Below are 24372 nucleotides of genomic sequence, written 5' to 3' on the forward strand. Positions count from 1 at the left end.
TGGACGGCGGCATGGACAACGGACAGCGCAGCCTGTGGGCAATCCTGGGCACGGAGCCGACCGGCGACGAGCGCGCCCTCAAGCGCGCGTATGCGAAGCGTCTGAAGGTGACGCGTCCCGAAGACGATCCGGCCGCCTTCCAGGAACTGCGCGAAGCGTATGAATACGCGCTGCGCCATGCGCACCTGTTTGCCGAGGAATTGCCGGAACCGCCAGCGGCCGAAGCGGAAGCGGAAGCGCCAGAAGCACCGCCGATGGAACCGGCCGACTTGTGGGGCGTCATCGACGAACCCGCGCAGGAGCCGCCCGCAGAACTGTGGGGCGTCATAGCCCAGGAGCAGACGCCGCCGCCAGAACAATGGGGCGTGGTCGCCATCGATCCGGCGCAGGAAGCGGACAACCTGTGGCAGGGCTGCCTGACGCTGACGCGGCACGCGGATGCCGGCGAGGTGCTGGCCCGCATCCTGCAGGACGACGCCATGCTGAATCTCGACGTGCGCGAGGAGTTCGACCTGTGCGCGCTGCGCTATTGCGCCAGCGCCGGCTATAAGCTGCCGCTGCGCCAGGCCTTGTTCGAGCAGCTGGGCTGGGACCACGATTTTTCCTACCTGGCGCGCAGCCATGCGGACCTGGTGCGCGGCGCCGTGCAGCGCTACCGGGCCGACCGCTCGTTTGCCCATTTCAGCGACAACCGCGACAGCTATCCCGGCCTGGACTGCATCATGTCGCAGCAGCCGCCATCGGCTTACGCGCGCCAGCTGTTCGATCAAAAATTCAACCTGCAGCTGCGCGAACTGCTGCACGCGATACGCTGGCAGCACGGCGAAATGCTGGCTTACAAGCTCGATACGGACCTGTTCGAGCAATGGGAACAGGCCGTCCATGCCAAGCGCTACTTCAAGCAGACGGCGCTGGCCTCGGGCGGCCTGGGTTTCGTGCTGCACTTCATGCTCGCTGGTGTGCTCGATGCGGCCGGCTTCAAGCTCGGCGACACGGCCGCCTATGCCAGCCTGCTGGGCTTCCAGGCGCTCGCCTTTGCCCTGCTGGCCATGCATGCCTTGCGCTGGCCGGCGCCCCTGTTCGCGCGGTTCGACACGCTGCAGGAAGCGCTGCAGGAACGCCTGCCCACGCTGTGGCAGCGGCCCGGCTTGCGGCAACTGGGCTGGATCGTGCCCTACCTCGTGCTGGCGCTGCTGCTGTTCCTGCCCGAACGCAGCGAGACCATGCGCCTCGTTACCGCGGCCGGCTTGTGCGCGTCGGCGCTGCTCGCGTACGCGATGAACCGCCAACTGCTGCATGGCATGCTGCTGCTCCTGTGCCTCGGCCTGTCGCTGTTCGCCGCCATGTTCATGAGCGGCAAAGGCCCTGCGGCGCTGGCCATCGGCGAGGCCATGCCATTGATATTCTGCCTGGCGGCGCTGGCCCTGCGCAGCGCCACCGGCCTGTATGGCGATTGCGGCTTCCCCGAGGCGCTCTTGCCCCGCCTGCGCGCGGCATGGCTGATCGGTTGCGCGGGCTTGCTGCTGCAACTGTATTTGCAACTGCTGCCGGCCGCCCTCGTCGGCGCCGCGCTGTATGCCTGGTCGTGCGCCGGCTTACTGTTTTCGCCCACCGATTTCAAATGGAAGACGATCTGGCCGGTGGTGCTGGTGCCGTCGCTCGCCAGCTTCGTGCTGGCCGGCCATGCCCCGGCCATCCGCGCCATGCCGATGATGCACAACAGTGTCGAGCTGGCCCTGGCCGTGCTGTATCTGACCTTGCGCTACATGTATCTGACGTATGGCAAGTCTTTTTCCAAACCCGGGCTGTCATAATCAGCCCCACGAATTCAACCGCAACCACTTAACACCGAAACAAGCGCCATGTCCACACAAACCAATTTATTTGACGATGCCCAGCCTGAGCCGATCGAGCCGGATGAACCGGTATTCGACGGCGAAGCGCTGACCCTGTCCACCTTTGCCGAGCGCGCCTATCTCGATTACGCCATCTCGGTCGTCAAGGGCCGCGCCCTGCCCGACGTGTGCGATGGCCAGAAGCCCGTGCAGCGCCGCATCCTGTATGCGATGAACGAGCTGGGACTCAATTCCACGGCGAAGCCCCGCAAATCGGCGGCCGTGGTCGGCGACGTGCTGGGTAAATTGCATCCGCACGGCGACCAGTCCGTGTACGACGCGCTCGTGCGCATGGCGCAGGATTTCTCCCTGCGCTATCCGCTGATCGATGGCCAGGGCAATTTCGGCTCGCGCGATGGCGATGGCGCCGCAGCCATGCGTTACACGGAAGCGCGCCTGACGCCGATCGCCAAGCTGCTGATGGATGAAATCGGCATGGGCACGGTGGACTTCCAGCCCAACTACGACGGCTCGACGGAAGAACCGAAGCTGCTGCCGGCGCGCCTGCCGATGGTGCTGCTCAATGGCGCCTCCGGCATCGCCGTGGGCCTGGCCACGGAAATCCCGTCGCACAACCTGGCAGAAGTGGCGAAAGCGGCTGTCGCCATGATCCGCGATCCGAAGATGACGCACGCCGAGCTGATGGCCATCATTCCCGGCCCCGACTTCCCCGGCGGCGGCCAGATCATCACCCCGCCATCGCAGATCCAGGACATGTACGCGAGCGGCCGTGGCAGCATGAAGGTGCGTGCGCGCTGGAAGATCGAGGAACTGGCGCGCGGCCAGTGGCAAGCCGTCGTGACGGAACTGCCGCCAGGTACCTCGTCGCAGAAGGTGCTGGAAGAAATCGAGGAACTGACGAATCCGAAGATCAAGCTGGGCAAGAAGGCGCTGTCGCCGGACCAGGTGGCCCTGAAGGCGCTGATCCTCAATTCGCTCGACACCATCCGCGACGAATCTGGCCGCGCCGCGCCCGTGCGCCTCGTGTTCGAGCCGAAATCGAAGAACCAGGACCAGACGGAATTCATGCTGATGCTGCTGGCGCACACCTCGCTGGAATCGTCGACCTCGATCAACCTGGTGATGATCGGCGGCGATGGCCGTCCACGCCAGAAAGGCCTGGGCGACATCCTGCGCGAGTGGATCGACTTCCGCTTCGAGACCGTCACGCGCCGCACCGGCTACAAACTGGGCAAGGTCAAGGACCGCATCCATATCCTGGAAGGGCGCGAAGCGATCCTGCTCAATATCGACAAGGTGATCCAGATCATCCGCAATTCGGATGAACCGAAGGCGGCCCTGATCGAAGCGTTCAAGCTGTCCGAACGCCAGGCCGACGACATCCTGGAAATCCGCTTGCGCCAGCTGGCGCGCCTGGAGACGATCAAGATCCAGCAGGAACTGGCCGAGCTGCGCAAGGAAGAAAAGTCGCTGCAAGACCTGCTCGACAATCCGGGCTCGATGAAGCGCGCCATCATCCGCGAAATCGAGGCGGACGCCAAGCAGTTCGGCGATGCGCGCCGCACCCTGATCGAGGAAGCGCAGAAAGCCGTGGCGGAACAGAAGGTGGTCGATGAACCGGTCACCGTCATCATCTCGGAAAAAGGCTGGGTGCGCGCGCGTACCGGCATCGGCCACGATGCGGCGCAGTTCACGTTCAAGGCGGGAGACTCCCTGCATGGCGCCTTCGAGTGCCGCACGGTCGACACCCTGCTGGGCTTTGGCAACAACGGCAAGATTTACTCGGTTCCCGTCTCCGCGCTGCCCAACGCGCGCGGCGATGGCGTGCCGATCACGACCTTGTGCGACCTGAGCGGCGGCACGCCGGGCAACGCCGTGCGCATCCTCCATTACTTTGCGGGCAATGGCGCCACCAATTTGCTGCTGGCGTCGAGCGCAGGCTACGGCTTCATCGCCAAGGCGGGCGACATGACGAGCCGCCTGAAAGGCGGCAAGGCCTTCATCACCCTGGACGATGGCGACGTGCCTTTGGCGCCGAAAGTCATCCCCGAGGCGGCCAGCGCCCTGGCCTGCCTGACGGAAGGCGCACGCCTGCTGGTGTTCGGCCTCGATGAAATGAAAACCCTGTCCAAGGGCGGCACCGGCGTCAAGCTGATCGACCTTGATGCGAAAGACAAGCTGCTGGCCGTGCAGCCGATCACCCAGCGCGGCGTGGTGGTCTCGGGCATCGGCAGGGCTTCGAAACCGCAGGATGCATCGCTGGGCGCCACGGCCCTAGCCGAACACTTCGGCAAGCGCGCCAAGAAAGGCAAGGCGCTGGCGGCCAAGCTGAAACCGGTCTCCATGGCGGCCATCGGCTGATCGGCATCCGGCCATACGAAAAGACAGGTTCGCCTGTCTTTTTTTTCGCCCATCGCCGCGCAGCGGCACAGGAAAAAATAGTTCACAGATAATTTGACAGATACGCCCCTCGCTCCCGTTATCCCTGCAGGCATGCCACCGGCACGCCGCCCAGCGACAGGAGAACAGCGATGACAAACAAGGTTTCAGGCAGGCTGCCATGCAGCGCCTGACCCCGGCCGAACGGCTGGTGGCGGCCATGGCGGCCGAAGGATTGCCGTATAAAAGCATCGCCAGGGAACTGGGCAAGTCGCCGGCCACCGTGCGCAACCAGCTGCATGCGATCTACCAGAAACTGGGCGTGGGCAACCGCACGGCGCTCGCGCACAAGCTCCGGGGTCATCCTTGACGCCGCGACAGGCGCAGCATTTCAGGCGTCGCTTCGACGATGTCGATCACGTCCTGCGCCCCGCCAGCATCGCCCACCGCATAGCGGCCCATGCCCACGGGTACCAACCGGGTCACGGGACCGGCGCGGGGACGGTCATCGGGGCCGGGCGCCATGGACGTCAATGTCGCCTCCCCTTGCGCCGTGGCGCCGGCGGGCGCGCCGAACTCGAGCACCTTGCGCCCCTTGCGGCTGGGAGGAAAGACGAACGTGGCCGTGGGCCGGTACACCTCGATACCGTCTGCATCCTCCTCGAAGGAATGCGTCCAGCTGCCGCTGGGCAGTGCCGTTGTCATGCCGTGCATGCCGCCTCCCGTGTCAACCATGGATGTCAGAAACACGATACCACGCCGCCCAGGCTTTCATAGCCGCTCACGGACGGCGACCAGGCCGTGCCGTTCCACGCCTTGTGGAACAGGGCGCCATTCGTGCCCGTGACAAAGACGTCGAGGCGGTTCGGCGCCCAGGCCGTGGCGCGCGGACGCGAGGTGCATATGCCGCCCAGGCTTTCAAAGCCCGTCACGGATGGCGACCAGGCGGATCCATTCCACGCCTTGTGATACAGGGCGCTGTCCGTGCCGATGACGAACAGGTCGAGCCGGTTGGGCGCCCACGACACGGCTTCCACCTCGCCCACGCATATACCGCCCAGGCGCTCGAAGCCGTCGATGGACGGCCCCCATTTCGCGCCATCCCACCACTTGTGGTACAGGGCGCCATCGGTGCCCGTGACGAAGACGTCGAGGCGGTTCGGTCCCCACGCCACGGCCTTCGGTGACGAGGTGCAGATGCCGCCCAGGCGTTCATAGCCCGTCAGCGACGGTCCCCAGGCCGTGCCGTTCCACCACTTGTGGTACAGGGCCCGGTCCGTGCCGACGACGAAGACATCGAGGCGGTTCGGCCCCCAGGCCACGGCTTCCGGCTGGCCCAGGCAAATGCCGCCCATGGCTTCGTAACCCGTCAAGGACGGCCCCCAGGCGGCTCCGTTCCACCACTTGTGATACAGGCCGCGGTCCGTGCCGACGACAAATACGTCGAGGCGGTTCGGTCCCCAGGCCACGGCGCGCGGGTCGCCCACGCACAAGCCGCCCATCGCTTCATAGCCGGTCAGCGACGGCCCCCAGGCCGTGCCATTCCACCACTTGTGGAACAAGCCGCTGTCGGTGCCCGTGACGAACACGTCGAGCCGGTTCGGCCCCCACGACACCACCTGCGGGGCACTGGTGCAAATGCCGCCCTGCCCTTCATAGCCGGTGACGGACGGCGCCCAGGCCGTGCCATTCCAGGCCTTGTGGTAGAGCGCGCGGTCCGTGCCCAGCACGAACACGTCGAGGCGGGTCGCGCCCCAGGCCACGACGGGAGAAGAACTCTGGCGCGGCGTGGCGCCTGCGCCTGTGCCACCCGTGCCGATGCTGGCGCGCGGGCCATCGAGACAGGCCTGCATGCGCGCCACCTGTCCCGCCGTGAACATGACCATGGCGGGATCGTCGACGTAATCCATATAGTTCATGAACATGTCGCCATTCGGCCCGTTGCTGCAGGACACCTGCGGAAACGAGGGCTGGCCCGTGTTCGGCCCGCCCTGGTTCGGCGTGTCGGCCACGTTGTCCGTGCCCGAACACCCGGTGCCGTCGTCGCCCCAGATATGGTTCAGATTCAGCCAATGGCCGATTTCATGCGTGGCCGTGCGCCCCAGGTGGAACGGCGGCGCCGCCGTGCCGGTCGTGCCAAAGGCCGATTGCAGGATCACCACGCCGTCGGTGGCGGCCGGGCCGCCGGGAAACTGCGCATAGCCCAGCAAGCCGCCGCCCAGCTGGCACACCCATATATTCAGGTAGCTGTCGGCCGGCCAGGCATCCATGCCGCCCGTCGCCTGCGACTTGACGGCATCGTCCGCGCCAAACGAGGCCGCCGTCGTCTGGCGCCGCTCGATGCCACTGGTGGCCACGCCATGCGGATCGGTCGTGGCCAGCGCAAACTCCACGCGCGCATCGGCCGTCAGGGGCAGGAATGGCGCCGGCGTGCTGTTGACATCCGGGTTGACGCGCCGGAAGTCACGATTGAGCACATCGATCTGGCTGGCGATCTGCGCATCCGAAATATTCTGCGCGGCCGTATTCCACACCACGTGCACCACCACCGGTATCTGCGTCACGCCGGAACGTCCGGCAATGCTGCCGTCGCCCTCGTAGAGCCCGGCCAGGTTTTCGATATCGGCGCGCACGTTCGCATACGATGGATCTTCGCTCAGCAGGCGGCGATGCACGTCCATCGTGGCGCAGGTGCGCTTCTGCGGTGTACCGCCGCCCTGTCCACCGTCGCTGCCCCCCATGCCACCGCCACCATCGCCACCCATGCCACCGCCAGCCCCCAGTTGCATGCAGCTGGTGGCCGCCATGCCCTGCGGTGCCTGCTGCATGCCGCCGCCCGGCATGGCGCCGGCATCCGCGGCGGCCGTACCCTGGGTAAGCGCAGCCTGGTCGGCATACGACATACCCAGGCGCGGCCCAGCCACGGCGTCGCCGCCCGCCGCAGCGTCGCCAGCCTGCATGTCGCCTTCGACCGGCATGGGCTGCATGGCGGACACGGCAGGCGCGCCTTCCGCCGAACCGGTAGCGGGTGTTTTTTTCGTTTTAGCGGTGCTCATGATGTCTCCCTTCGTCTGTTTGCCAATTCACTATGGCACGGCGAAAAGAGGAGCATTTGTGCCAGATCAAGACTGGCAAGCGGTGCAAAAGAAAAGTGGCAGACGAAAAAAAGACAGCCGAAGCTGTCTTTTGGGCTTGCAGGCCGTGGCCCGCAAACAGGGAATTACTTGGCGGCGGCGGCCTTGACTTCAGCGTCGGCCTTGGCCTTGGCTTCTTCCGTCTTGGTGGCGGCGATGGCTTTATCGGCGTTCGCTTCCACTTTTTCCTTGGCGACCTTGGCATCCGCTTTCACGGAGGTTTTGCCTGCTTTCGCATCGGCCTTGGCGGCAGCCTTGTCAGCCTTGGCTTGCGCCTTCATCTTGTCTTCCGGATCGGCATCGACCACTTTGTCGTGGGCCTTGGCCTTGGTTTTGTTCGCCTTGTGCTGGGCGTCGGCTTTCTTTTCGTCAGCCTTCATTTCAGCCTTGGCGACATTGGCGTCAGCCTTGGCATCGACTTTGGCTTCCTTGTTGGCAGCCTTGTTGATGTCGTGCTGCGCAGACGCCTGGGCGCTGGCAACGGCTGGGGTGACTGGCGACGTTTGCGCGATGGCAGCGGTGGCAAACAGGGTAGCGATCAGGGCGGCGAGTAATTTGTTCATGATGAGACCTTTCAATATGGTTTAATTTTATTCTTACTAAAGGCGGGCAAAATGTTCAAAATTTGCCAGGCATCGCGCTGTTTCTTGATGTAGCGCAATGGCATGACTTCATAGTAAAGATAACTGGCAAACCACACAGTGCGTTAGCGCACTCAACGGAAAATATGTGCAATTCGGCAAATTTCCCATCGAGCGCGGCTGTACGCTTCAGGACCTCATGCCCGTACGGCCAGTGCCGCGTGGCGCGCCGCCACCCACTCCTCGTTGGCCGGCTCCACGCCCACCACGATGCGGCTGGCATCGCTGGAAATACGGCTGGCGTTGCGCGCATTGGCATCCGCATCGAGCACGGGGCCAATAAAGCCCAGCTCGGCGCAGATGCGCTGGCGCAGCTCGGCGCTGTGTTCGCCGATACCTGCCGTAAACACCAGCATGTCCAGTCCGCCCAGCACGGCCGTCAGGGCGCCGATCTCGCGCACGATACGGCGGATATACAAGGCCAGCGCGGCGCGGATACGCTCGCCCGTGGCATCCTGCCGGTCCTGCTGCGCCAGCAAGACCGGCGGGTCGGCCGACACGCCGGACACGCCCAGCAAGCCCGACTCGTGGTACAGCACATGCGCCACTTTTTCCAGCGACAGCTTTTCGATCTCCATCAGGTAGATGACGGCGCCCGGGTCGAGCGAACCGCAGCGCGTGCCCATCATCAAGCCGTCGAGCGCGGAAAAGCCCATGGTGGTGGCCACGCTGTGCAAATTATCCATGGCGCACAGGCTGGCGCCGCTGCCCAGGTGGGCCACGATGACCTTGCCGCGCGCGACGGCACCGAAGCGCTGCTCCAGCACCAGCGACTGGTATTCATACGACAGGCCGTGGAAGCCGTAGCGGCGCAAGCCCCGCTCCCACGCATCGTACGGCAGTGCCAGCATCTGCTCGACCTGCGGCACCGTGTGGTGGAAGGCCGTGTCGAAGCAGGCCACCTGGGCGATATCGGGCCGCGATTCGAGCAGCACCTCGATCGCCTCCAGCGCGAACGGCTGGTGCAGGGGCGCCAGCGGCACAAAACTTTTCAGGTCGGCCAGCACTTTGAAATCGATGCGCACGGGGGCGAAATACTTGCTGCCGCCATGCACCACGCGGTGCGCCACGGCGCGCAGCTCACGCCCGTCCAGCTGCGCCACCACTTGCGCGCGGATGTATTCGAGGGCCGCGTGATGCGGCTGCTCTGCATCGAGCTGCAAGGCGATTGCCGGCAGGCCGCCGGCGCGGTACGTGGCGTTTTCGCGGCCGATGCCTTCTACCTTGCCGCTCCATTGCGCCTGCTGCGGCAGCACGCCGCCCGCTTGCTCGAACAGGGCGAACTTGATGCTCGACGAGCCGCAATTGAGCACCAGGATCAGGGTGCCGTCGGCATGTTGGACTGCTGCGTTCATGGCGGCGTGCTCCGGTAATGGTTGGCCAGCATCACGGCGATGGCGCACGAGGCGATGCGGCTGGCGCGCGAGTCGGCGCGGCTGGTCAGAATGACGGGGATCTTCGCGCCCAGCACGATGCCGGCGCTGTCCGCGTCGCCCATGTATTCGAGCTGCTTGGCCAGCATGTTGCCGCTTTCCAGGTCGGGCACCAGCAAGATGTCGGCGCGGCCCGCCACCTCGGAGACGATGCCCTTGACGGTGGCGGCGGCGATCGAGACGGCGTTGTCGAAGGCCAGCGGGCCGTCGAGGATCGCCCCCGTGATCTGGCCGCGGTCGGCCATCTTGCAAAGGGCGGCGGCGTCCAGGGTGGCCGGCATGTCCGCATTCACCGTTTCCACGGCGGCCAGGATGGCCACGCGCGGGCAGGCCACGCCGATCACGTGCGCCAGGTCGATGGCGTTGCGCACGATGTCGGCCTTCATGGCCAGGTTCGGCGCGATATTAATGGCTGCGTCCGTGATGATGAAGGGACGCGGATACGCGGGCGTCTGCATCAGGAAGCAGTGGCTGATGCGGCGCTTGGTGCGCAGGCCGGCGCTGGCCGACAGCACGGCCGACATCAGCTCATCCGTGTGCAGGCTGCCCTTCATCAGCGCCTCGACTTCCCCTTTCCCCGCCAGTTCGGCGCCGCGCGCGGCGGCCGCATGGCTATGTTCGACGTCTTCGATGGCGATGCCTTCCAGGCTCAGGCCCGCCTCCAGCGCCACCGCCTCCAGGCGCGCGCGCGGCGCCACCAGCACGGGCGTGATCAAGCCTGCCGCGTAGGCGTCGAGCGCGCCCGACAGGCTCAGTTCATCGCAGGGGTGGATCACGGCCACCCTGATCGGACCCAGGGTACGCGCGTGCTCCAGCAGGCGCCGCGTGCCGTCGCCGTTATGCAGGCGCACTTCGGGCAAGGTGGCGCGCGTCCTTTCGATCTGCTCGGCGGGCGCGATCACCTGCGCCTCGCCATCGAGCACCACGGCGCCGTGCTGGTTGACGCAGCGGCAAGCCAGGGTCACGTGGCGGTTGCGCGGCTCGCGCGCCGTGACGGTGACGCTGATGGCCAGCGTATCGCCCACGCGCACGGGTTGCAGAAAGCGCAGGGTCTGGCCCGTGTAGACGGTGCCGGCGCCGGGCAGTCGCGTGCCCAGCACGGCGGAAATGAGGGCCGCGCCCCACATGCCGTGCGCGATCACGCCCTGGTAGCGGGTGGCGGCGGCAAATTCGGTATCGAGGTGCTGCGGGTTGTCATCGCCCGACATCACCGCGAACAGGGCGATATCGTCCATGCTCAGGGTGCGGGTGATGCTGGCTGTGTCGCCGATGGCGATCTGGTCGAAGGTGCGGTTACGCACGATATGCAAATCATCGTCTTGGGTAGTGGTCATCGTGGTCTTCTATACAGGGGTAATGTGTTTGGCCGGCTTGGCTTTTGGCCCGGCAGGGGATGCGCCCGCGTCCGACGGCAAGGCCTTCGCTTGCGCCTTGACCGCGCGGTCGAAGACGTCCAGCATCTGCTGCAGACTCGCCTCCTCGTCCGGCGTCGGCGCTTCGGGAACTTGCAGAACTTGCTGCAGCCACTCGGCCAGCGCGCCGATGTCGTCCGGGTCGGCGCGCGACAGCAAGGCAGGCAAGGCCGCGATGGCCGCATCGAAATCATGCAGCATCAAGCGCGCCTGCTGGCGCACGATACCGCGGAATTCCTCCATGCCGACATCCTGCCGGTATTGCGGCTTGATCAATTTCAGGGCCAGGTTGACCCTGCGCTCGTCGGCGATCATGCGGAAGCGGTAGATGTAGAACAGCGCGCGCACGGCCGCTTCCACCAGGCCGCCCCGCTGCATGTCCTCGTCCATCTTGCGCGTTTCGCAGCGCACGTATTCGCAATGCTCGGGCGAGATGCCGGGATGGGGGCGCGGCGGCGCCGTATCGCCGATGGCTTGTCCCGTCAGCGCCTGCACCAGCGGCGAGCCATACACCAGGTCGAAGGTGGTTTCCTGCAGCGTATCGCGCCAGTCGCGCCAGCTGTTCAAGCCGGCCGTGATGGCGCCGGAGATGGCTTCCTGCATGGCCAGCAGCGGGTTGTCGGGCGATACCGGCTGGCGGTGGGCGCGCACTTTTTCCGCCTCCTTGGCCACCAGCCTGGCCAGCGGATTATGGTCCGTCCAGCGCTCGTACGACACACGCAGCGGATGCGCGAGCTGCAGGAAGCGCGCCGTCTGCGGCGTGACCATGGCGCGCACCCACGGCTGCGCAAACGTGCGGTACAGGGCCAGGTTCACTTCGGACACGCGCGCGGCAGCGGCGAATTTGCGGTCGTTTTCCACGCTTGGCTGCACGATGGCGCGCACGTCGTCGATGCCGCGGTGTTCGACCTGCAGCACATAGTCGCCGCTGGCCAGGTCAGCGTTCGGCGTATCGGGCGTCTTGTCGACGATCCTCGCTTCGTAGATGCCGGCTGGCAGCAGGTTGATCAGGTCGATATTGCTGGCGAATTTCTGGTGTTCCTTGTGCCCCACCTTGGCCGAGACGAAAATGCCCAGGTGGCCGATGCTGTCATGCACGGCATACACGATGGTCTGGTCGTGCATCAGCACATCCTTGTCGTCGCGGTACAGGTCCGTGATCCAGCCCAGCGCCTGCGGCGGCGGCGTGATGTTGTCGCCGTTCGAGCAGAACACGACGATGGGCGAACGGATATTGCGCAAGTCCAGGCGCACGCCGTCGGAGGTAATCAATTCCGCCGTGGCCAGGCGGTTGCCGATGAACAGATTGTCGACGATGTACTGCATCTCGACGTCGTTGAGGAAGACATGGCCGCCCCAGTACTTTTCAAATTCCAGGTAGCGGGGCGCTTCCGTGTCGATGTTCGCATACAGGTTGTACTGCTTGCTCCACAGGGTATTGGCCGGGTTGAGCTTTTCGAAATTCTGCACCAGGCTGGCGCCGTCGAAGCGGCCGTTGCCCAGGTCGCCCGCCAGCGCCGTGGCCCAGCTTCCGCCCATCAGCCCACCCGCGTAGCGCATCGGGTTGCGGCCATGCCAGCCGGCCCAGTAGGACACGGGCGCGCCGGCCACGATGATGGGGCCGAACAATTCCGGGCGCATCGCCGCCGTCATGAGGATTTGCCAGCCCGCCTGGCAATTGCCGATGACGACGGGCTTGCCTTCGCTGAGCGGATGCAGGGCGATGACTTTTTCCAGGAAGGCCGCCTCGGCGTGCATCACGTCTTCCACCGTCTGTCCCGGCACGGGATCGGGCAGGAAGCCGATGAAATAGCACGGGTGGCCGGCGCGCAGGGCCACGCCGATCTCGCTCTCGGCCTTGAAGCCGCCGATGCCGGGACCGTGCCCGGCGCGCGGATCGACGACGACGAATGGCCGCTTCGATGGATCAGGTTCCGGCGCATCGGGCGTCAAGATGCGCGCCAGGCCGTAGTTGACGGGACGCGCCAGTTCCAGGCCCGACATCACCAGTTCGGCGGGGAAGTCCAGCACGTTCGGCACTTCCTCGGCCATGTGCTCCTGGTACTGGTTGCCGCGCCGGCGCATCACGTCCGCATACAGCACGATGCGCTGCCACGAGTCGCGCGCATAGTCGCCCAGCACGCCCAGCGACGGCAAGCCGCCGGTGGAGAAAAATGGTGCAGCTTCGATCTTCATGGCTATCCTTTTCATGCAAAAAACGCCGGACCATTCCGGCGCGGGGGCTACGCCATCTGGCTGATGGTCTTGCGAAAGCGCGCCAGCGCGAAGGTAAACAGGGCCGTGCCGATGGCCAGCAAGGCCAGGAACGGTTTCCACACCACGTCGATGCCGGCACCCCGGTACAGAATCGCCTGGCTCAACTCGACGAAATGCGTGGTCGGGGCGATCAGCATGATGTTCTGCACCAGTTCGGGCATGCTTTCGCGCGGCGTGCTGCCGCCCGACAGCATCTGCAGCGGCAGCAACACGAGGATCAGGAGCATGCCGAACTGCGGCATGCTGCGCGCCACGGTGGCGAGGAAGATGCCCATCGAGGTGGTGGCAAACAGGTGCAGGGCCGCGCCGCACAGGAACAGCGCGATGGAACCCTCGATGGGCACGTGCAGCATGCCGCGCACCACCAGGTTCAGCGACAGGGCGGCAGCCAGCAGCACCACGAGGCCCATCGACCAGACCTTGCCCAGCATGATCTCGGCCGGCGTCACGGGCATCACCAGCAAATGCTCGATGGTGCCATGTTCGCGCTCGCGGATCAGGGCCGCCCCCGTGAGAATAATCGACAGCATCGTCACCTGGTTGATGAGCTCCATCAGCGAGCCAAACCAGGCCTGGCTCAGCGACGGATTGAAACGCGCGCGCATCACCAGCTCCACGGGCGAGACGGTCGCGCCCCGATAGCGCTTGGCGAATTCGGACACCTCGCCGGCGACGATCTGCTGGATGTAGCCGCTGCCGCTGAAAGCCTGGCTCATGCGCGTGGCATCCACGTTCAGCTGCAATTCCGCCTGGCGCCCGCCCAGCACGTCCGCCTGCAGCTTGGGCGGTATCGTCAGCACGAAGGTGTACTGGCCCGCGTCCAGGCCCGCATCGACCTGGCTCTGGTTGATCATGGCCGGCGGCGTGAACTGCGGCGGGAAGAAGGCCGAGGCGATGCGCCCGGACAGGGGCGAGCCATCCTCGTCGACGATGGCGATCGACGCCATGTGCAGGGTTTCCGGCTTGGCCGTGGCGGCCACGTAGATCGCCAAGGTAAACGTGTAGAGGATCAGGATCAGCATCATCGGGTCGCGGATCAGGCTCCAGATTTCCTTCACGCCCAGGCGGTAGATATTTTCAAGATGCCGCATATCAGCTCTCCTGTTTCTTCAGCAGCGCCACCGTCACGCCGAGGATCACGGGAATGGCGACGATCAGGGGCCAGAACGAGGCGTGCAGGTCGCCAAAGCCCAGCGCCTTGTTGAACACGCCCCGGCTGATATTGAGCATGTGAGTGGCCGGGTACATCAGGCCGATGGCCTTGCCCACGCCTTCCATCGACGAGACGGGATTGAGCAGGCCGGAAAACTGGATGGCCGGGATCATGGTGCCGATCATGGTCACGAACAGGGCCGCGATCTGGCTGCGCGTAAACGTCGAGGCGAACAGGCCGATGCCGGTGGCGCAGATATTGAAGATGAAGGTGGCGCCGATCAGGGTCGGCAAGCTGCCCTTGATCGGCACGCCAAAGGCGGTGACGGCCAGCAGCGCCATGAGGACGAAGTTGAACATGGCCAGCACGACGTACGGCACTTGCTTGCCGAGCAAGAATTCCAGGCGCGTCACGGGCGTCACGTACAGGTTGATGATGGAGCCCAGTTCCTTTTCGCGCACCACGGACAGCGCCGCCAGCATGGCCGGCAGCATCAGCAGCAGCAGGGGAATCACGGCCGGCACCATGGCCGGCAGGCTTTTCACGTCCGGGTTGTAGCGGTAGCGCGTCTGGATGGCAACCGGATTGTTCATCGTGATGCCATAGCGGTGCAAGGCCTGGTCGGCCAGCCACAGCTGGTGCATGCCCTGCACGTAGCCCTGCACGGTTTCGGCGCGCATCGGCATGGCACCGTCGATCCACGCGCCCACCTGTGCCGGTGCGCCGCGCTGCACGTCGCGCGCGAAGCCGGGCGGAATCTCGATGGCCAGCGACAACTCGCCGCTGCGCATGCGCTTGTCGATATCGGCATAGTCGCGCAGAGGCGGACGTTCGACGAAGTAGCGCGAACCGGCCAGGTTGTTCGTGTAATTCTGGCTCAGGGTGGTCTGGTCGTGGTCAAGCACGGCGTAACTGAGGTCTTCGACGTCCAGGCTGATGCCGAAGCCGATGACGAACAGCAGCAACACGGAGCCGCCCAGCGCCAGGGTCAGGCGCACGGGGTCGCGCCGCAGTTCCAGTGTCTCGCGCCACATGTAGCTGAGCATGCGGCTCAGGCTGAAACGGCTGCGCCGGTGTTCCTGCCGCGGTGCGGCCACTTCAGCCTTCTGCGCGGGCACCTCGCTTTCCTGCTCCGCCGGCGCCGTGCCGCCGCCCGCCTCTTCCAGGTAAGCGATGAAAGCCGCTTCCAGCGACGGCGCGCCCTTCTTGCGCACCAGTTCGGCCGGCGCATCGCTGACCAGCACTTTACCGGCATGCATCAGCGAGATGCGGTCGCAGCGCTCGGCCTCGTTCATGAAGTGGGTGGAAATGAAAATGGTGACGCGGTCGCGCCGCGCCAGCTCGATCATCAGGCGCCAGAAATTGTCGCGCGCAATCGGATCGACGCCGGACGTCGGTTCGTCGAGGATCAGCATTTCCGGCTTGTGCACCATGGCCACGGCCAGCGACAGGCGCTGGCGTATGCCCAGCGGCAGGCTGTCGGGCAAGTCGTCCATCACCGCGCGCAAGTCGAAGCGCTGCGCCATTTCGTCGATGCGCGCCCCTATTTCGCCGTCGGGCACGTGGAACAGGCGCGCATGCAGCACCAGATTCTGGCGCACCGTCAGCTCGCTGTACAGAGAGAATGCCTGCGACATGTAGCCGACCCTGCGGCGCGTGTCGATATCGCTGGAGTCGACCTCCTTGCCGAACAGCCAGGCCTTGCCTTCGGTGGCCGGCAGCAGGCCCGTGAGCATCTTCATGGTGGTCGACTTGCCGCAGCCGTTCGAGCCGAGAAAACCAAAGATCTCGCCGCGGCCGATGCGGAAATTCACATGGTCGACAGCCGTAAAATCGCCAAAGCGCATGGTCAGGTCTTGCGCCTCGATGGCCACGTCCTGCGCGCTGGCAGCGTCCAGAGGCGTGATGACCACGGGCTGGTGGCCCGCGCGCTTGGCTTCCGGCAGCAGTTTGATGAAGGCCGCTTCCAGATTGCTGCTGTCCGTGCGCGCCAGCAGCTCGGCCGGCGTGCCCGTGTCGAGCACCTTGCCGTCGTCCATGGCGACGAGCCAATCGAAGCGCTGCGCCTCGTCCATGTAGGCGGTGGCCACCATCACGCTCATTTGCGGGCGCTGCACGCGGATGCCGGCGATCAAGTCCCAGAACTGGGCCCGCGCCAGTGGATCGACGCCGGTGGTGGGCTCATCGAGAATGAGCAGGTCGGGATCGTGGATCAGCGCACAGCACAGGCCCAGCTTCTGCTTCATGCCGCCCGACAGCTTGCCCGCCGGACGCGTCAGGAAGGGCTGCAAGCCCGTGCTGCGGGTCAGCTGGTCGATGCGGCGGCGGCGTTCCGCCGCGTCGTGGCCGAACAGGCGCGCGAAAAACTGCAGGTTTTCCTCGACCGACAGGGTCGGGTACAGATTCTTGCCCAGGCCTTGCGGCATGTAGGCGATACGCGGGCAGACGTCGTCGCGGTGGCGCGCATCGCGCATGTCGCCGCCCAGCGCCATGACGCTGCCCTGCTGCACGGCACGCGCGCCGGCCACCAGCGACAGCAGGCTCGATTTGCCCACGCCATCGGGCCCGATCAGGCCCACCATGCAGCCGGCCGGCACATCGAGGTCGATGCCGTCGAGCGCCACCGTCTTGCCGTAATGCTGGCTGACGCCCCGGATGCTGACGACGAAATTGTTCACGTCCATGGTCACTGCGGGACCTTCGCCGTCAGTTCAGCGGGCCATGCCTGCTTCGCATCGAGACGCACCCAGGCCACGCCGGGCAAGCCCACTTTCACCAGCGCCAGGTGCTTTTGCAGCAGCTCGCGGCTGATCTGCGCTTTCACGCGGAACATCAGTTTCTGGCGCTCGCTGGCCGTTTCCACCGTCTTCGGCGTGAACTGCGCGCTGGCGGCGACAAACGAGATCGTTGCCGGAATCACGTAGTTGGGCGCCGCGTCGAGGATGATGCGCACTTCGCCGCCCATGGCCACCTTGCCGGCCGCCGTCTCGGGCAGGAAGAAGGTCATGTAGACGTCCGACAGGTCGACCAGGTTGAGCACCTTGCCGCCACCCGCCAGCACTTCGCCCTGCTGCGCCACCAGGTATTGCACGCGGCCGTCGCGCGGCGCCGTCAGCTGGCCATCGGCCAGGTCGGAATCGATGCGCGCCGTGGTCGCCTCGGCGGCGACGACGGCGGAGCGCGAACCGACCACCTGCGCCCTGGCCGCGTCGATGGCCGCCTGCGCCGCCGTCACCTGCGCCTTGGCCGCATTCAGGGCGGCGGCCACGCTGCGCACGCGGGCGCGGTCGTCGTCGAGTTCCTGCACCGAGGAAGCGCCCTCTTTCGACAGGGTTTCGGAACGGGCCAGACGGCGGCGCGCCGCATCGAGTTCGCTTTCGCGCTGCGCCACGATGGCCAGCGCGGCGGCCTTGTCGCTCTCGCGCACGGCCACTTGCGCCTGCGCGCCGACCACGGCGTCGGACGCCTGCTGCTGGCGCGCGCGCGCCTCGTCGCGCTGGGCCGTCAGCGAATCGACCTGCATGGTGGCCAGCGACTGGCCCGCCTTGACGAAGTCGCCCTCGCGCACGAGGATCTCCTTGACCCTTCCCGCCAGCTTGGTGGCGACGTCGATTTCCGTCGCTTCGATGCGGCCATTGCCGCTGACAAAGCCTTCGCCAGGGCCCGTGGGACGCATTTTTTGCCAGGCCACATAGCCCAGCACGAGAACGGCCACGACCAGCGCCGCGGGGATGAGTTTTTTCTTCAGTTGTGGAGTCATGGTATCGGGGCGATCAAATTAGTGGGTGGAAGCGGCGGCGGAAGTGGCTGGCGCGCCACCGCCCAGCGCCGCATACAGGCTGACTTGACTGGACAGCAGCGCGCGGCGCGTCTGCACCAGTTGCTGCTCGACCGTCAGCAAGTCGCGCTGTGCATCGAGCACTTCCAGGTAGGGGGCTGCGCCATTGTCGTAGCGCAGCTTGGCCAGGCGCGCCCGTTCGCTCTGCGCGGCCAAAGTCGTCTTGCCGATGTCGACCTGCAGCGCCAGCCAGCGCCGGTTCGACAGCGCGTCGGCCACTTCGCGGAAGGCGCCCTGCACGCTCTTTTCATAATTGGCCACGGCCACGTCGCGGCGCACTTCGGCCAGGTCCATATTGGCGCGGATGCGGCCCGCGTCAAAGATCGGCAACACCAGGCGCGGCGCGAAATTCCACGCGCCGCTGCCCGAATCGAACAAGCCGCTCAATTCCGCGCTGGCCGTGCCGTAAGCCGCCGTCAGCGAAATCGTCGGGAAGAAGGCGGCGCGCGCGGCACCGATATTGGCCTGCGCGGCGCGCAGCTGGTGTTCCGCCGCCATCAGGTCGGGACGCTGCGTGAGCAAAGCCGAGGACAGGCCCGCATGCAGCGGCTGCAGCACGCTGGCGTCGTCGAAGCGGCGCACCTCGCCAGCCACCGGCGTCAGCTCGACGGGGCCGCCCACCAGTTGGGCCAGCGCGTGCGCCTGCACGGCGCGCGCCTGTTCCAGCTGGGCCGATAGCGACAAGGCCTGACTGAGCAGGGTTTCCACCTGCGTCAGGTCCAGCTTGGAAATCGACCCCACCTCGAAGCGGCGCGTGAAGATGCGCAGCGATTCGGCGCGGCTGTCGACCGTGGCGCGCGCCAGTTCCACCCGTTCATCGAGTTCACGCAAGCCCAGGTAGCCATTCGCCACCTGCGCCACCAGGGCCACGCCGACGGCGCGGCGCGCCTCGTCGCTGGCCAGCAAGGTTTGCAGCGCGCTGTCCTTCAGGCTGCGCACGCGGCCCCAGAAATCGAGCTCCCAGGCACTCACGTTCAAGCCCGCCTGGTACTGCGCGCTCGTCATGGGGCGGCCCGTCACGCTCAGGTCACCTGGCACGCGCGCGCGGCTGCCGGAGGCGCCCAGCGCAATGGTGGGAAATTGTTCGGCACGCTGGATGCCATATGCGGCGCGCGCCTCTTCCACGCGCAGGGCGGCGATGCGGATGTCACGGTTGCTGGCCAGCGCCTGCGCAATCAGCGCCTGCAGGCGGGGGTCGGCAAAGTAGGCTTGCCAGGCGACGTCGGGGGCGTGCGCGCCGGCCGGATCGGTTTCCGGATATTGCGCCGCCACCGGCAGAGGCGGTGGCGCGTACGGCGGCGCCATCGAGGCGCAGCCGGCCAGGGCCAGCATGGTGGCCAGCGCGGCCATCCTGGCGCGGTTGGGCAAAGTAGAAACAGCCATGGTCATCATCTTCCAGTCAATTCAGAATGTTGTAGCCGCCATCGACATACAGGGTGCCGCCCGTGATGGCGCGCGCGCCGTCGCCGGCGAGGAAGGCGCACAGCGCGCCCACGTCCTCGATGGTGGCCAGGCGGCGCATGGGTGAGCGTTCGATGGCGTCAGCCATCAGGCGGTCGAAATGGGCAATGCCGGAAGCGGCCCGCGTCTCCAGGGGGCCGGGCGAAATGGCGTTGACGCGGATGCCTTGCGGCCCCAGTTCGGCGGCCAGGTAGCGCACCGACGCTTCCAGCGCCGCCTTCACGGGACCCATCAGGCCATAGTCGGCGATGACTTCTTCGGCGCCCAAATAGCTCATGGTCATCAGGCTGCCGCCGTCCGGCATCAGCGGTTCGGCCAGTTTCGCCATGCGCATGAAGGAGTGGCAGGAGACATCCATCGCCTGCGCAAAGCCGTCGGCGGAACTGTCTGTCACGCGGCCATGCAAGTCCTGCTTCGGCGCGTAGGCGATGGAATGGACGACGAAATCGAGCCGCCCCCACTGCCGTTCGATCTGCGCGAACAGCGCTTCGAGCTGGCCCGGCACGGCCACGTCGAGCGGCGCCATGATGGCCGCCTGCACTTGCTGCGCCAGCGGCTCCACGTGCGGCCTGGCCTTGTCATTGAGCCAGGTGACGGCCAGTTCGGCGCCGGCCGCGCGCAGTGCGCTGGCGCAACCCCAGGCGATGCTTTGCCCATTGGCGATGCCCACCACCAGGCCCCGCTTGCCCTGCAAAGGCAAGTGCTGCGGCAAGGCGGCCGTCATGCCTGGACTGGACGCAGGGCGGGCCACGGCGTGGCCGCATGCACGCAGCGCACCGCGCCGGCACGCATGGCGGCGGCGCACATGGCCAGGGTGACGCCACCGGCGCGCGCATACGGCAAGGCTATCGGAGTGTGGGGGTGTAAGGTACTGCACGCGCCAGGCGCGGGGGTCTGCATCTTCATGAATCGGCTTCCGTCACTGAAATTCGAGGCCGGCACCAGTGCATTCTCGGGGAACTGGTACAGGGCGAAAATTACTCTACAGCATTTAGATACGTGATTCGCGATGAGTCCGGTCCACATGCTTATCGTTTTGAGCTAGGTCAACTATAAGTGCGATTGCGGCAATGCAACATTGATGTAAATCAAATTTTACCGCAATATTATCTAAATGAAATATTTTTCAGGCAAGCGTGCGAGCGTATGTATTTGATAATACTACCGGGCTGACGGGAAGAAAAGACGGCATGCGGGCACAGATGCATATTGCCTGAAAAACAAGCGGATCTGGGCAGTGGTGGAAGGCAGGCGGCGGGACGAGGCAGAAAGGGGGCCATGCTATTGCGTTGCAACATGGCCCGCCATGCATTACAGGACAGACTTGAACGGTCTTATTTTTCCGGCGCCGGTGCGGGACGCGAATACAGGTCGATGATGGTGCTGATGCCATCCTGGCATACGGAGCAGAACGTCTCGCTGCGGTCGAACATGATGCACTGCATCTCCGGTCGGTAGTAGCCGGACGACTCGTAGTTCGCGCCCTCGAAGGCGCCCACCGCATGGCGCTGCGGCGCTTTCGAGAACAACTGCTGCGTGTACGCCAGGTCGGCCTTGAACAGGTCGCTCATCTCGCTTTCAGGACGGTTGGCCGCGCGCAGGGCCGCGCGCTGCTTCTGGTATTCGCGCGCATGGCTGTCGTATGCTTCCTTCGGCCAGGGCGTCGGCAGCGGCGTGCCGGCCTTGACGTGGTTCTTCCATTTCAGCCTGGCCGGATCGCGCAGCGCGGTGGCGTTCGGCTCCCACGGCTCCTGGCGCTCGCCATTCGATTGGTAGGCCACGGGCGAGGTGTAGTACTCGTCGGCCAGGCCGGCGAAATGGTGGCCGAATTCATGCACGAACAGGTAATTGGCCCAGTCGCTGTTCGCTGCCGCCGTGCTGAACTGGCCGAAGATGCCGCCGCCGCCGTAGGTATCGTTATTCACGAGGATTTCGATGAATTCATACGGCGCATATTGCGCCAGGTCGCGCAGCGCGCGGTTGTCCGTCGTCAGCACATAGCGCTCGCTACCGAAGATGTCGTAGCGCGTGCCCAGCGGCGAGGCGTGATGCACGCCCGTCGATGGACGCGACACGCCCGATTCCTGCGTCGGCGCGGCCATGGCCCACACATTGAAGTCATTGGCCCGCTCGCGAAATGGCGAGACGGTAAACAGGTGCTCGGCCAATTTGCGCGCCGTCGCTTCGAACTTGCCCATTTCGGCGGCCGTATAGCCATCGCCCATGATCAGCAGGTCAACCTTGCCGGACGAGGGGCCACTGATGCGGATCGGGATAGGCTTGACGGGCGCCGGCGGCTGCTTGCGGATCACGTCCTGCGCCGCCGGGTCGACATCGGTGCTCCACACGATGGAAAACAGGCCGCGCTCGTCGCGCTTGAGGATGCGCACGCGCACGGGGTGCTCGGGCTGCGGGAAGCGCACGGATTCCTGGAAGGCGCGCGTGGTGGTTTTCGCTTCATCCGTGCTGGCCCATTCGCCGAAGATGGTGGAAAAACCGCGCGAGTACAGCACCTTGCCCGACTTGATGTCGACCACTTCCAGCAGGTTGTTGCCGCGGTTGCTGTCATCGATGGGACGCGCCAGGTTGCCCGGCCATGGCAGGGGCTCGACCAGCACGCGCTCGACCGCATAATGCTCGCCCAGGGCATTGCCGCTGTGCTGATAATCGAGGCGCATGGTGGCCGGCAGCGGCGCGTTGTCCGCCTGCGCGGCAGGGACGATGCCGGCGGCCAGCGCCAGCGCGCAGAGGAAGGATCGAATCGGGGTCTGCTGCATGTCATTCCTAAAACGGTAGAAAAACAGGTGAAGGGATCGGTTTTCCAAACAATCGGCGGGCCTGCCGGCAGGCGCGGGAAAAACCGCTGCGGCACATTGTAGCGACAGGAAGAGAGCGTGCAAAGCGCCCATTTCAGCCGATGCGCTTGACCAGGCGATGCAATCGCCTTATATTAGATCGACTAGTCGATTTATAAAAGGACAGAACCATGCGCACCATCGATCCCGGCAAACACGCGGCCCGCCGCGACGCCATTCTCGCCGCCGCGCGCAGCTGCTTTGCGCGCAAGGGCTTTCACCAGACCAGCACCGCCGCCATCTGCGCGCAAGCGGGCATGAGCCCCGGCAACCTGTTTCATTATTTCCCCACCAAGCAAGCCATCATCGCCGCCATCGTCGACCAGGAAGGCAGCGAGACGGCGGCCTACTTCGCCGGCGTGCAGGGCAGCGCCGATGCCTACGGCGCCCTGCTCGATTTCATGGACCTGGTGCTGGCGCTGGCGGCCGATGGCGACTTTGCGGGGCTGGCGCTGGACATTTCCGCCGAGGCGATGCGCGACACGGATATCGCGGCCAGGGTGGCGCGCAACGACGCTACCCTGCGCCGCGGCCTGCAAACCTTGCTGGAAGAGGCGGCCGCAGCGGGCCAGGTCGACGCCGCGCTGGACGCCGCGCAGACGGCCAGCTGGATCGCCGCGCTGATCGACGGCATCTTCAACCGGGTAGCCGTCGATCCCCAATACGCCCCGCTGGCGCAGCGGGCCAGCCTGCACCTGTTATTGGCGCGCTTCCTGCGCCCTGCCCTGGCATGAGCGGCGCCATGAAAACCCCGTCCGCGCGCATCGCCGACGTCGACGCCCTGCGCGGCTGCGCCCTGTTCGGTATTTTGGTCGTCAATATCGGCGCCTTCGCCACGCCCTGGTTCGGCCTGGGCTTGACCGATCCAGCCTTTCACGGCGGCGTGGACCGCGCCACGCACTTTCTCGTCGCCTTGCTGTTCGAGACCAAGTTCTACCTGCTGTTTTCCTTCCTGTTCGGCTACAGCTTCACCTTGCAGATGCAGGCGGCGGTGCACGCCGATGCGCCGTTCGTGCCGCGCATGCTGCGCCGGCAAGCGGGCCTGTGGCTGATCGGCGCCCTGCATGCCGTGTTCCTGTTTCATGGCGACATACTCACCACCTACGCCGCGCTGGGCATCGTGCTGCTGGCGCTGCACCGCTGCAGCGAACGCCAGGCACTCACTCTGGCCGGCATCCTCGTCACCGTCTGCGTGGCATTCTGGGCAGGCATGGCGTGGCTGCAAAGCCTGCAACCGGCGGGCGACGTCGCGGACAACGCCGTGGCGATGGCGCAAAAGGCGGCAAGCGCGCTGGCCGCCTACCACGCCACGCCGGCCGCCGTCGTCAAGCAGCACCTGCGCGAACTGCGTGAAATCTGGATCGTCCTGCTGCTGGTGCAGGCACCGTGCGCGCTGGCCATGTTCCTGTGCGGCCTGGCCGCCGGCAAGCGCGAGATGCTGCTGCACGCCAGCGATTATCTGCCGCTGTGCCGCCGCCTGCTGTGGGCGGGCGCGCTGGCGGGACTGCCCGGCGCCGCCTTCTATGCGTGGACCTCCGTGTATGCGCAAAGCCAGGCATGGCAGGTGGCGGGAATGGCAGTGGGCCTGGCAAGCGCGCCGCTGCTGGCTGGCGCTTATGTGGCGCTGGCGCTGGCCCTGTTCGAGCGCCTGCGCGACGGCACGCTGTTTTCCCTGCTAGCCGACACGGGCCGCATGGCCCTGTCGAACTACCTGCTGCAGTCGGCCATCTGCGCCGTGCTGTTCCTCGCGTATGGCGCGCGGCTGATGGGCAGCGTCTCGCCGCTCGGTGCCCTGGCGCTGGCGCTCATCATCTTTTGCGTGCAGTTGCCGTTGAGCCGCTGGTGGCTGCGCGGCCACGCGTATGGCCCCGTCGAGTGGCTGCTCAGGGCCTTGACGATCGCCGCGTGGCCGCGCTGGCGGCGGTAGCGCGGC

The 24372-nt window shown here is 65.8% G+C and carries 18 protein-coding genes; 5 read left to right on the forward strand and 13 right to left on the reverse strand.

Annotated elements, in window-relative coordinates:
- The first annotated feature begins 11 nt into the window (after nt 1-11).
- From JAB1_RS20695 to JAB1_RS20705, 3 genes are all read left to right on the forward strand, one after another.
- On the forward strand, nt 12-1814 hold the full coding sequence (locus JAB1_RS20695; protein WP_139144619.1) for a J domain-containing protein: 1803 nt from the start codon (nt 12-14) through the stop codon (nt 1812-1814).
- 48 nt (nt 1815-1862) lie between these two features.
- Nucleotides 1863-4217, forward strand: a complete 2355-nt coding sequence (parC, locus tag JAB1_RS20700; protein WP_034780316.1) for a DNA topoisomerase IV subunit A — start codon at nt 1863-1865, stop codon at nt 4215-4217.
- A 199-nt stretch (nt 4218-4416) separates the two neighbouring features.
- A complete protein-coding gene (locus JAB1_RS20705; RefSeq protein WP_034780317.1) occupies nt 4417-4605 on the forward strand; it encodes a helix-turn-helix transcriptional regulator in 189 nt (62 codons plus the stop codon).
- Here JAB1_RS20705 and JAB1_RS20710 read toward each other — a convergent pair.
- From JAB1_RS20710 to JAB1_RS20765, 13 genes are all read right to left on the reverse strand, one after another.
- Nucleotides 4596-4949 carry a hypothetical protein gene (locus JAB1_RS20710; protein ID WP_139144620.1) on the reverse strand — a complete coding sequence of 118 codons (354 nt, stop codon included), beginning with the start codon at nt 4947-4949 and terminating at the stop codon, nt 4596-4598. The genes JAB1_RS20705 and JAB1_RS20710 overlap by 10 nt on opposite strands.
- 26 nt (nt 4950-4975) lie before the next feature.
- Nucleotides 4976-7291 (reverse strand): M43 family zinc metalloprotease, encoded by a 2316-nt coding sequence (locus JAB1_RS20715; RefSeq protein ID WP_217494307.1) that lies wholly within the window; start codon nt 7289-7291, stop codon nt 4976-4978.
- Nucleotides 7292-7455: 164 nt separating this feature from the next.
- Complete coding sequence (locus JAB1_RS20720) at nt 7456-7932, reverse strand: hypothetical protein (RefSeq protein ID WP_070281593.1); 477 nt, start codon at nt 7930-7932, stop codon at nt 7456-7458.
- A gap of 215 nt (nt 7933-8147) precedes the next feature.
- Nucleotides 8148-9365 carry an acetate/propionate family kinase gene (locus tag JAB1_RS20725; protein WP_070281594.1) on the reverse strand — a complete coding sequence of 406 codons (1218 nt, stop codon included), beginning with the start codon at nt 9363-9365 and terminating at the stop codon, nt 8148-8150.
- On the reverse strand, nt 9362-10777 hold the full coding sequence (locus JAB1_RS20730; RefSeq protein WP_034780326.1) for a bifunctional enoyl-CoA hydratase/phosphate acetyltransferase: 1416 nt from the start codon (nt 10775-10777) through the stop codon (nt 9362-9364). The genes JAB1_RS20725 and JAB1_RS20730 overlap by 4 nt, the downstream gene beginning before the upstream one ends.
- A 9-nt stretch (nt 10778-10786) precedes the next feature.
- Complete coding sequence (locus JAB1_RS20735; protein ID WP_070281595.1) at nt 10787-13051, reverse strand: DUF3141 domain-containing protein; 2265 nt, start codon at nt 13049-13051, stop codon at nt 10787-10789.
- A gap of 47 nt (nt 13052-13098) precedes the next feature.
- Entirely contained in the window at nt 13099-14223 is a 1125-nt protein-coding gene (locus tag JAB1_RS20740; protein ID WP_034780330.1) for an ABC transporter permease, read from the reverse strand.
- A 1-nt stretch (nt 14224) separates the two neighbouring features.
- On the reverse strand, nt 14225-16969 hold the full coding sequence (gene rbbA / locus JAB1_RS20745) for a ribosome-associated ATPase/putative transporter RbbA (RefSeq protein ID WP_070281596.1): 2745 nt from the start codon (nt 16967-16969) through the stop codon (nt 14225-14227).
- Between the two features lie 2 nt (nt 16970-16971).
- Nucleotides 16972-18045, reverse strand: a complete 1074-nt coding sequence (locus JAB1_RS20750) for an HlyD family efflux transporter periplasmic adaptor subunit (protein WP_070281597.1) — start codon at nt 18043-18045, stop codon at nt 16972-16974.
- A gap of 18 nt (nt 18046-18063) precedes the next feature.
- Complete coding sequence (locus JAB1_RS20755; protein WP_070281598.1) at nt 18064-19512, reverse strand: efflux transporter outer membrane subunit; 1449 nt, start codon at nt 19510-19512, stop codon at nt 18064-18066.
- 10 nt (nt 19513-19522) lie between these two features.
- Complete coding sequence (gene fabI / locus JAB1_RS20760; protein ID WP_070281599.1) at nt 19523-20308, reverse strand: enoyl-ACP reductase FabI; 786 nt, start codon at nt 20306-20308, stop codon at nt 19523-19525.
- The gene (locus JAB1_RS29660) at nt 20305-20490 is read right to left on the reverse strand and encodes a hypothetical protein (RefSeq protein WP_139144621.1); all 186 of its coding nucleotides are present in this window, start codon (nt 20488-20490) and stop codon (nt 20305-20307) included. The genes fabI and JAB1_RS29660 overlap by 4 nt, the downstream gene beginning before the upstream one ends.
- A 428-nt stretch (nt 20491-20918) precedes the next feature.
- Entirely contained in the window at nt 20919-22361 is a 1443-nt protein-coding gene (locus JAB1_RS20765) for an IgA Peptidase M64 (RefSeq protein WP_034780334.1), read from the reverse strand.
- 209 nt (nt 22362-22570) lie between these two features.
- Here JAB1_RS20765 and JAB1_RS20770 point away from each other — a divergent pair, with 209 nt between their 5' ends.
- On the forward strand, nt 22571-23173 hold the full coding sequence (locus tag JAB1_RS20770) for a TetR/AcrR family transcriptional regulator (RefSeq protein WP_070281600.1): 603 nt from the start codon (nt 22571-22573) through the stop codon (nt 23171-23173).
- 8 nt (nt 23174-23181) lie between these two features.
- Entirely contained in the window at nt 23182-24366 is a 1185-nt protein-coding gene (locus tag JAB1_RS20775) for a DUF418 domain-containing protein (protein ID WP_070281868.1), read from the forward strand.
- Nucleotides 24367-24372: the final 6 nt, after the last annotated feature.

This window comes from Janthinobacterium sp. MP5059B (assembly GCF_001758645.1).
In the GTDB taxonomy this organism is placed as follows: Bacteria; Pseudomonadota; Gammaproteobacteria; order Burkholderiales; family Burkholderiaceae_D; genus Janthinobacterium; species Janthinobacterium lividum.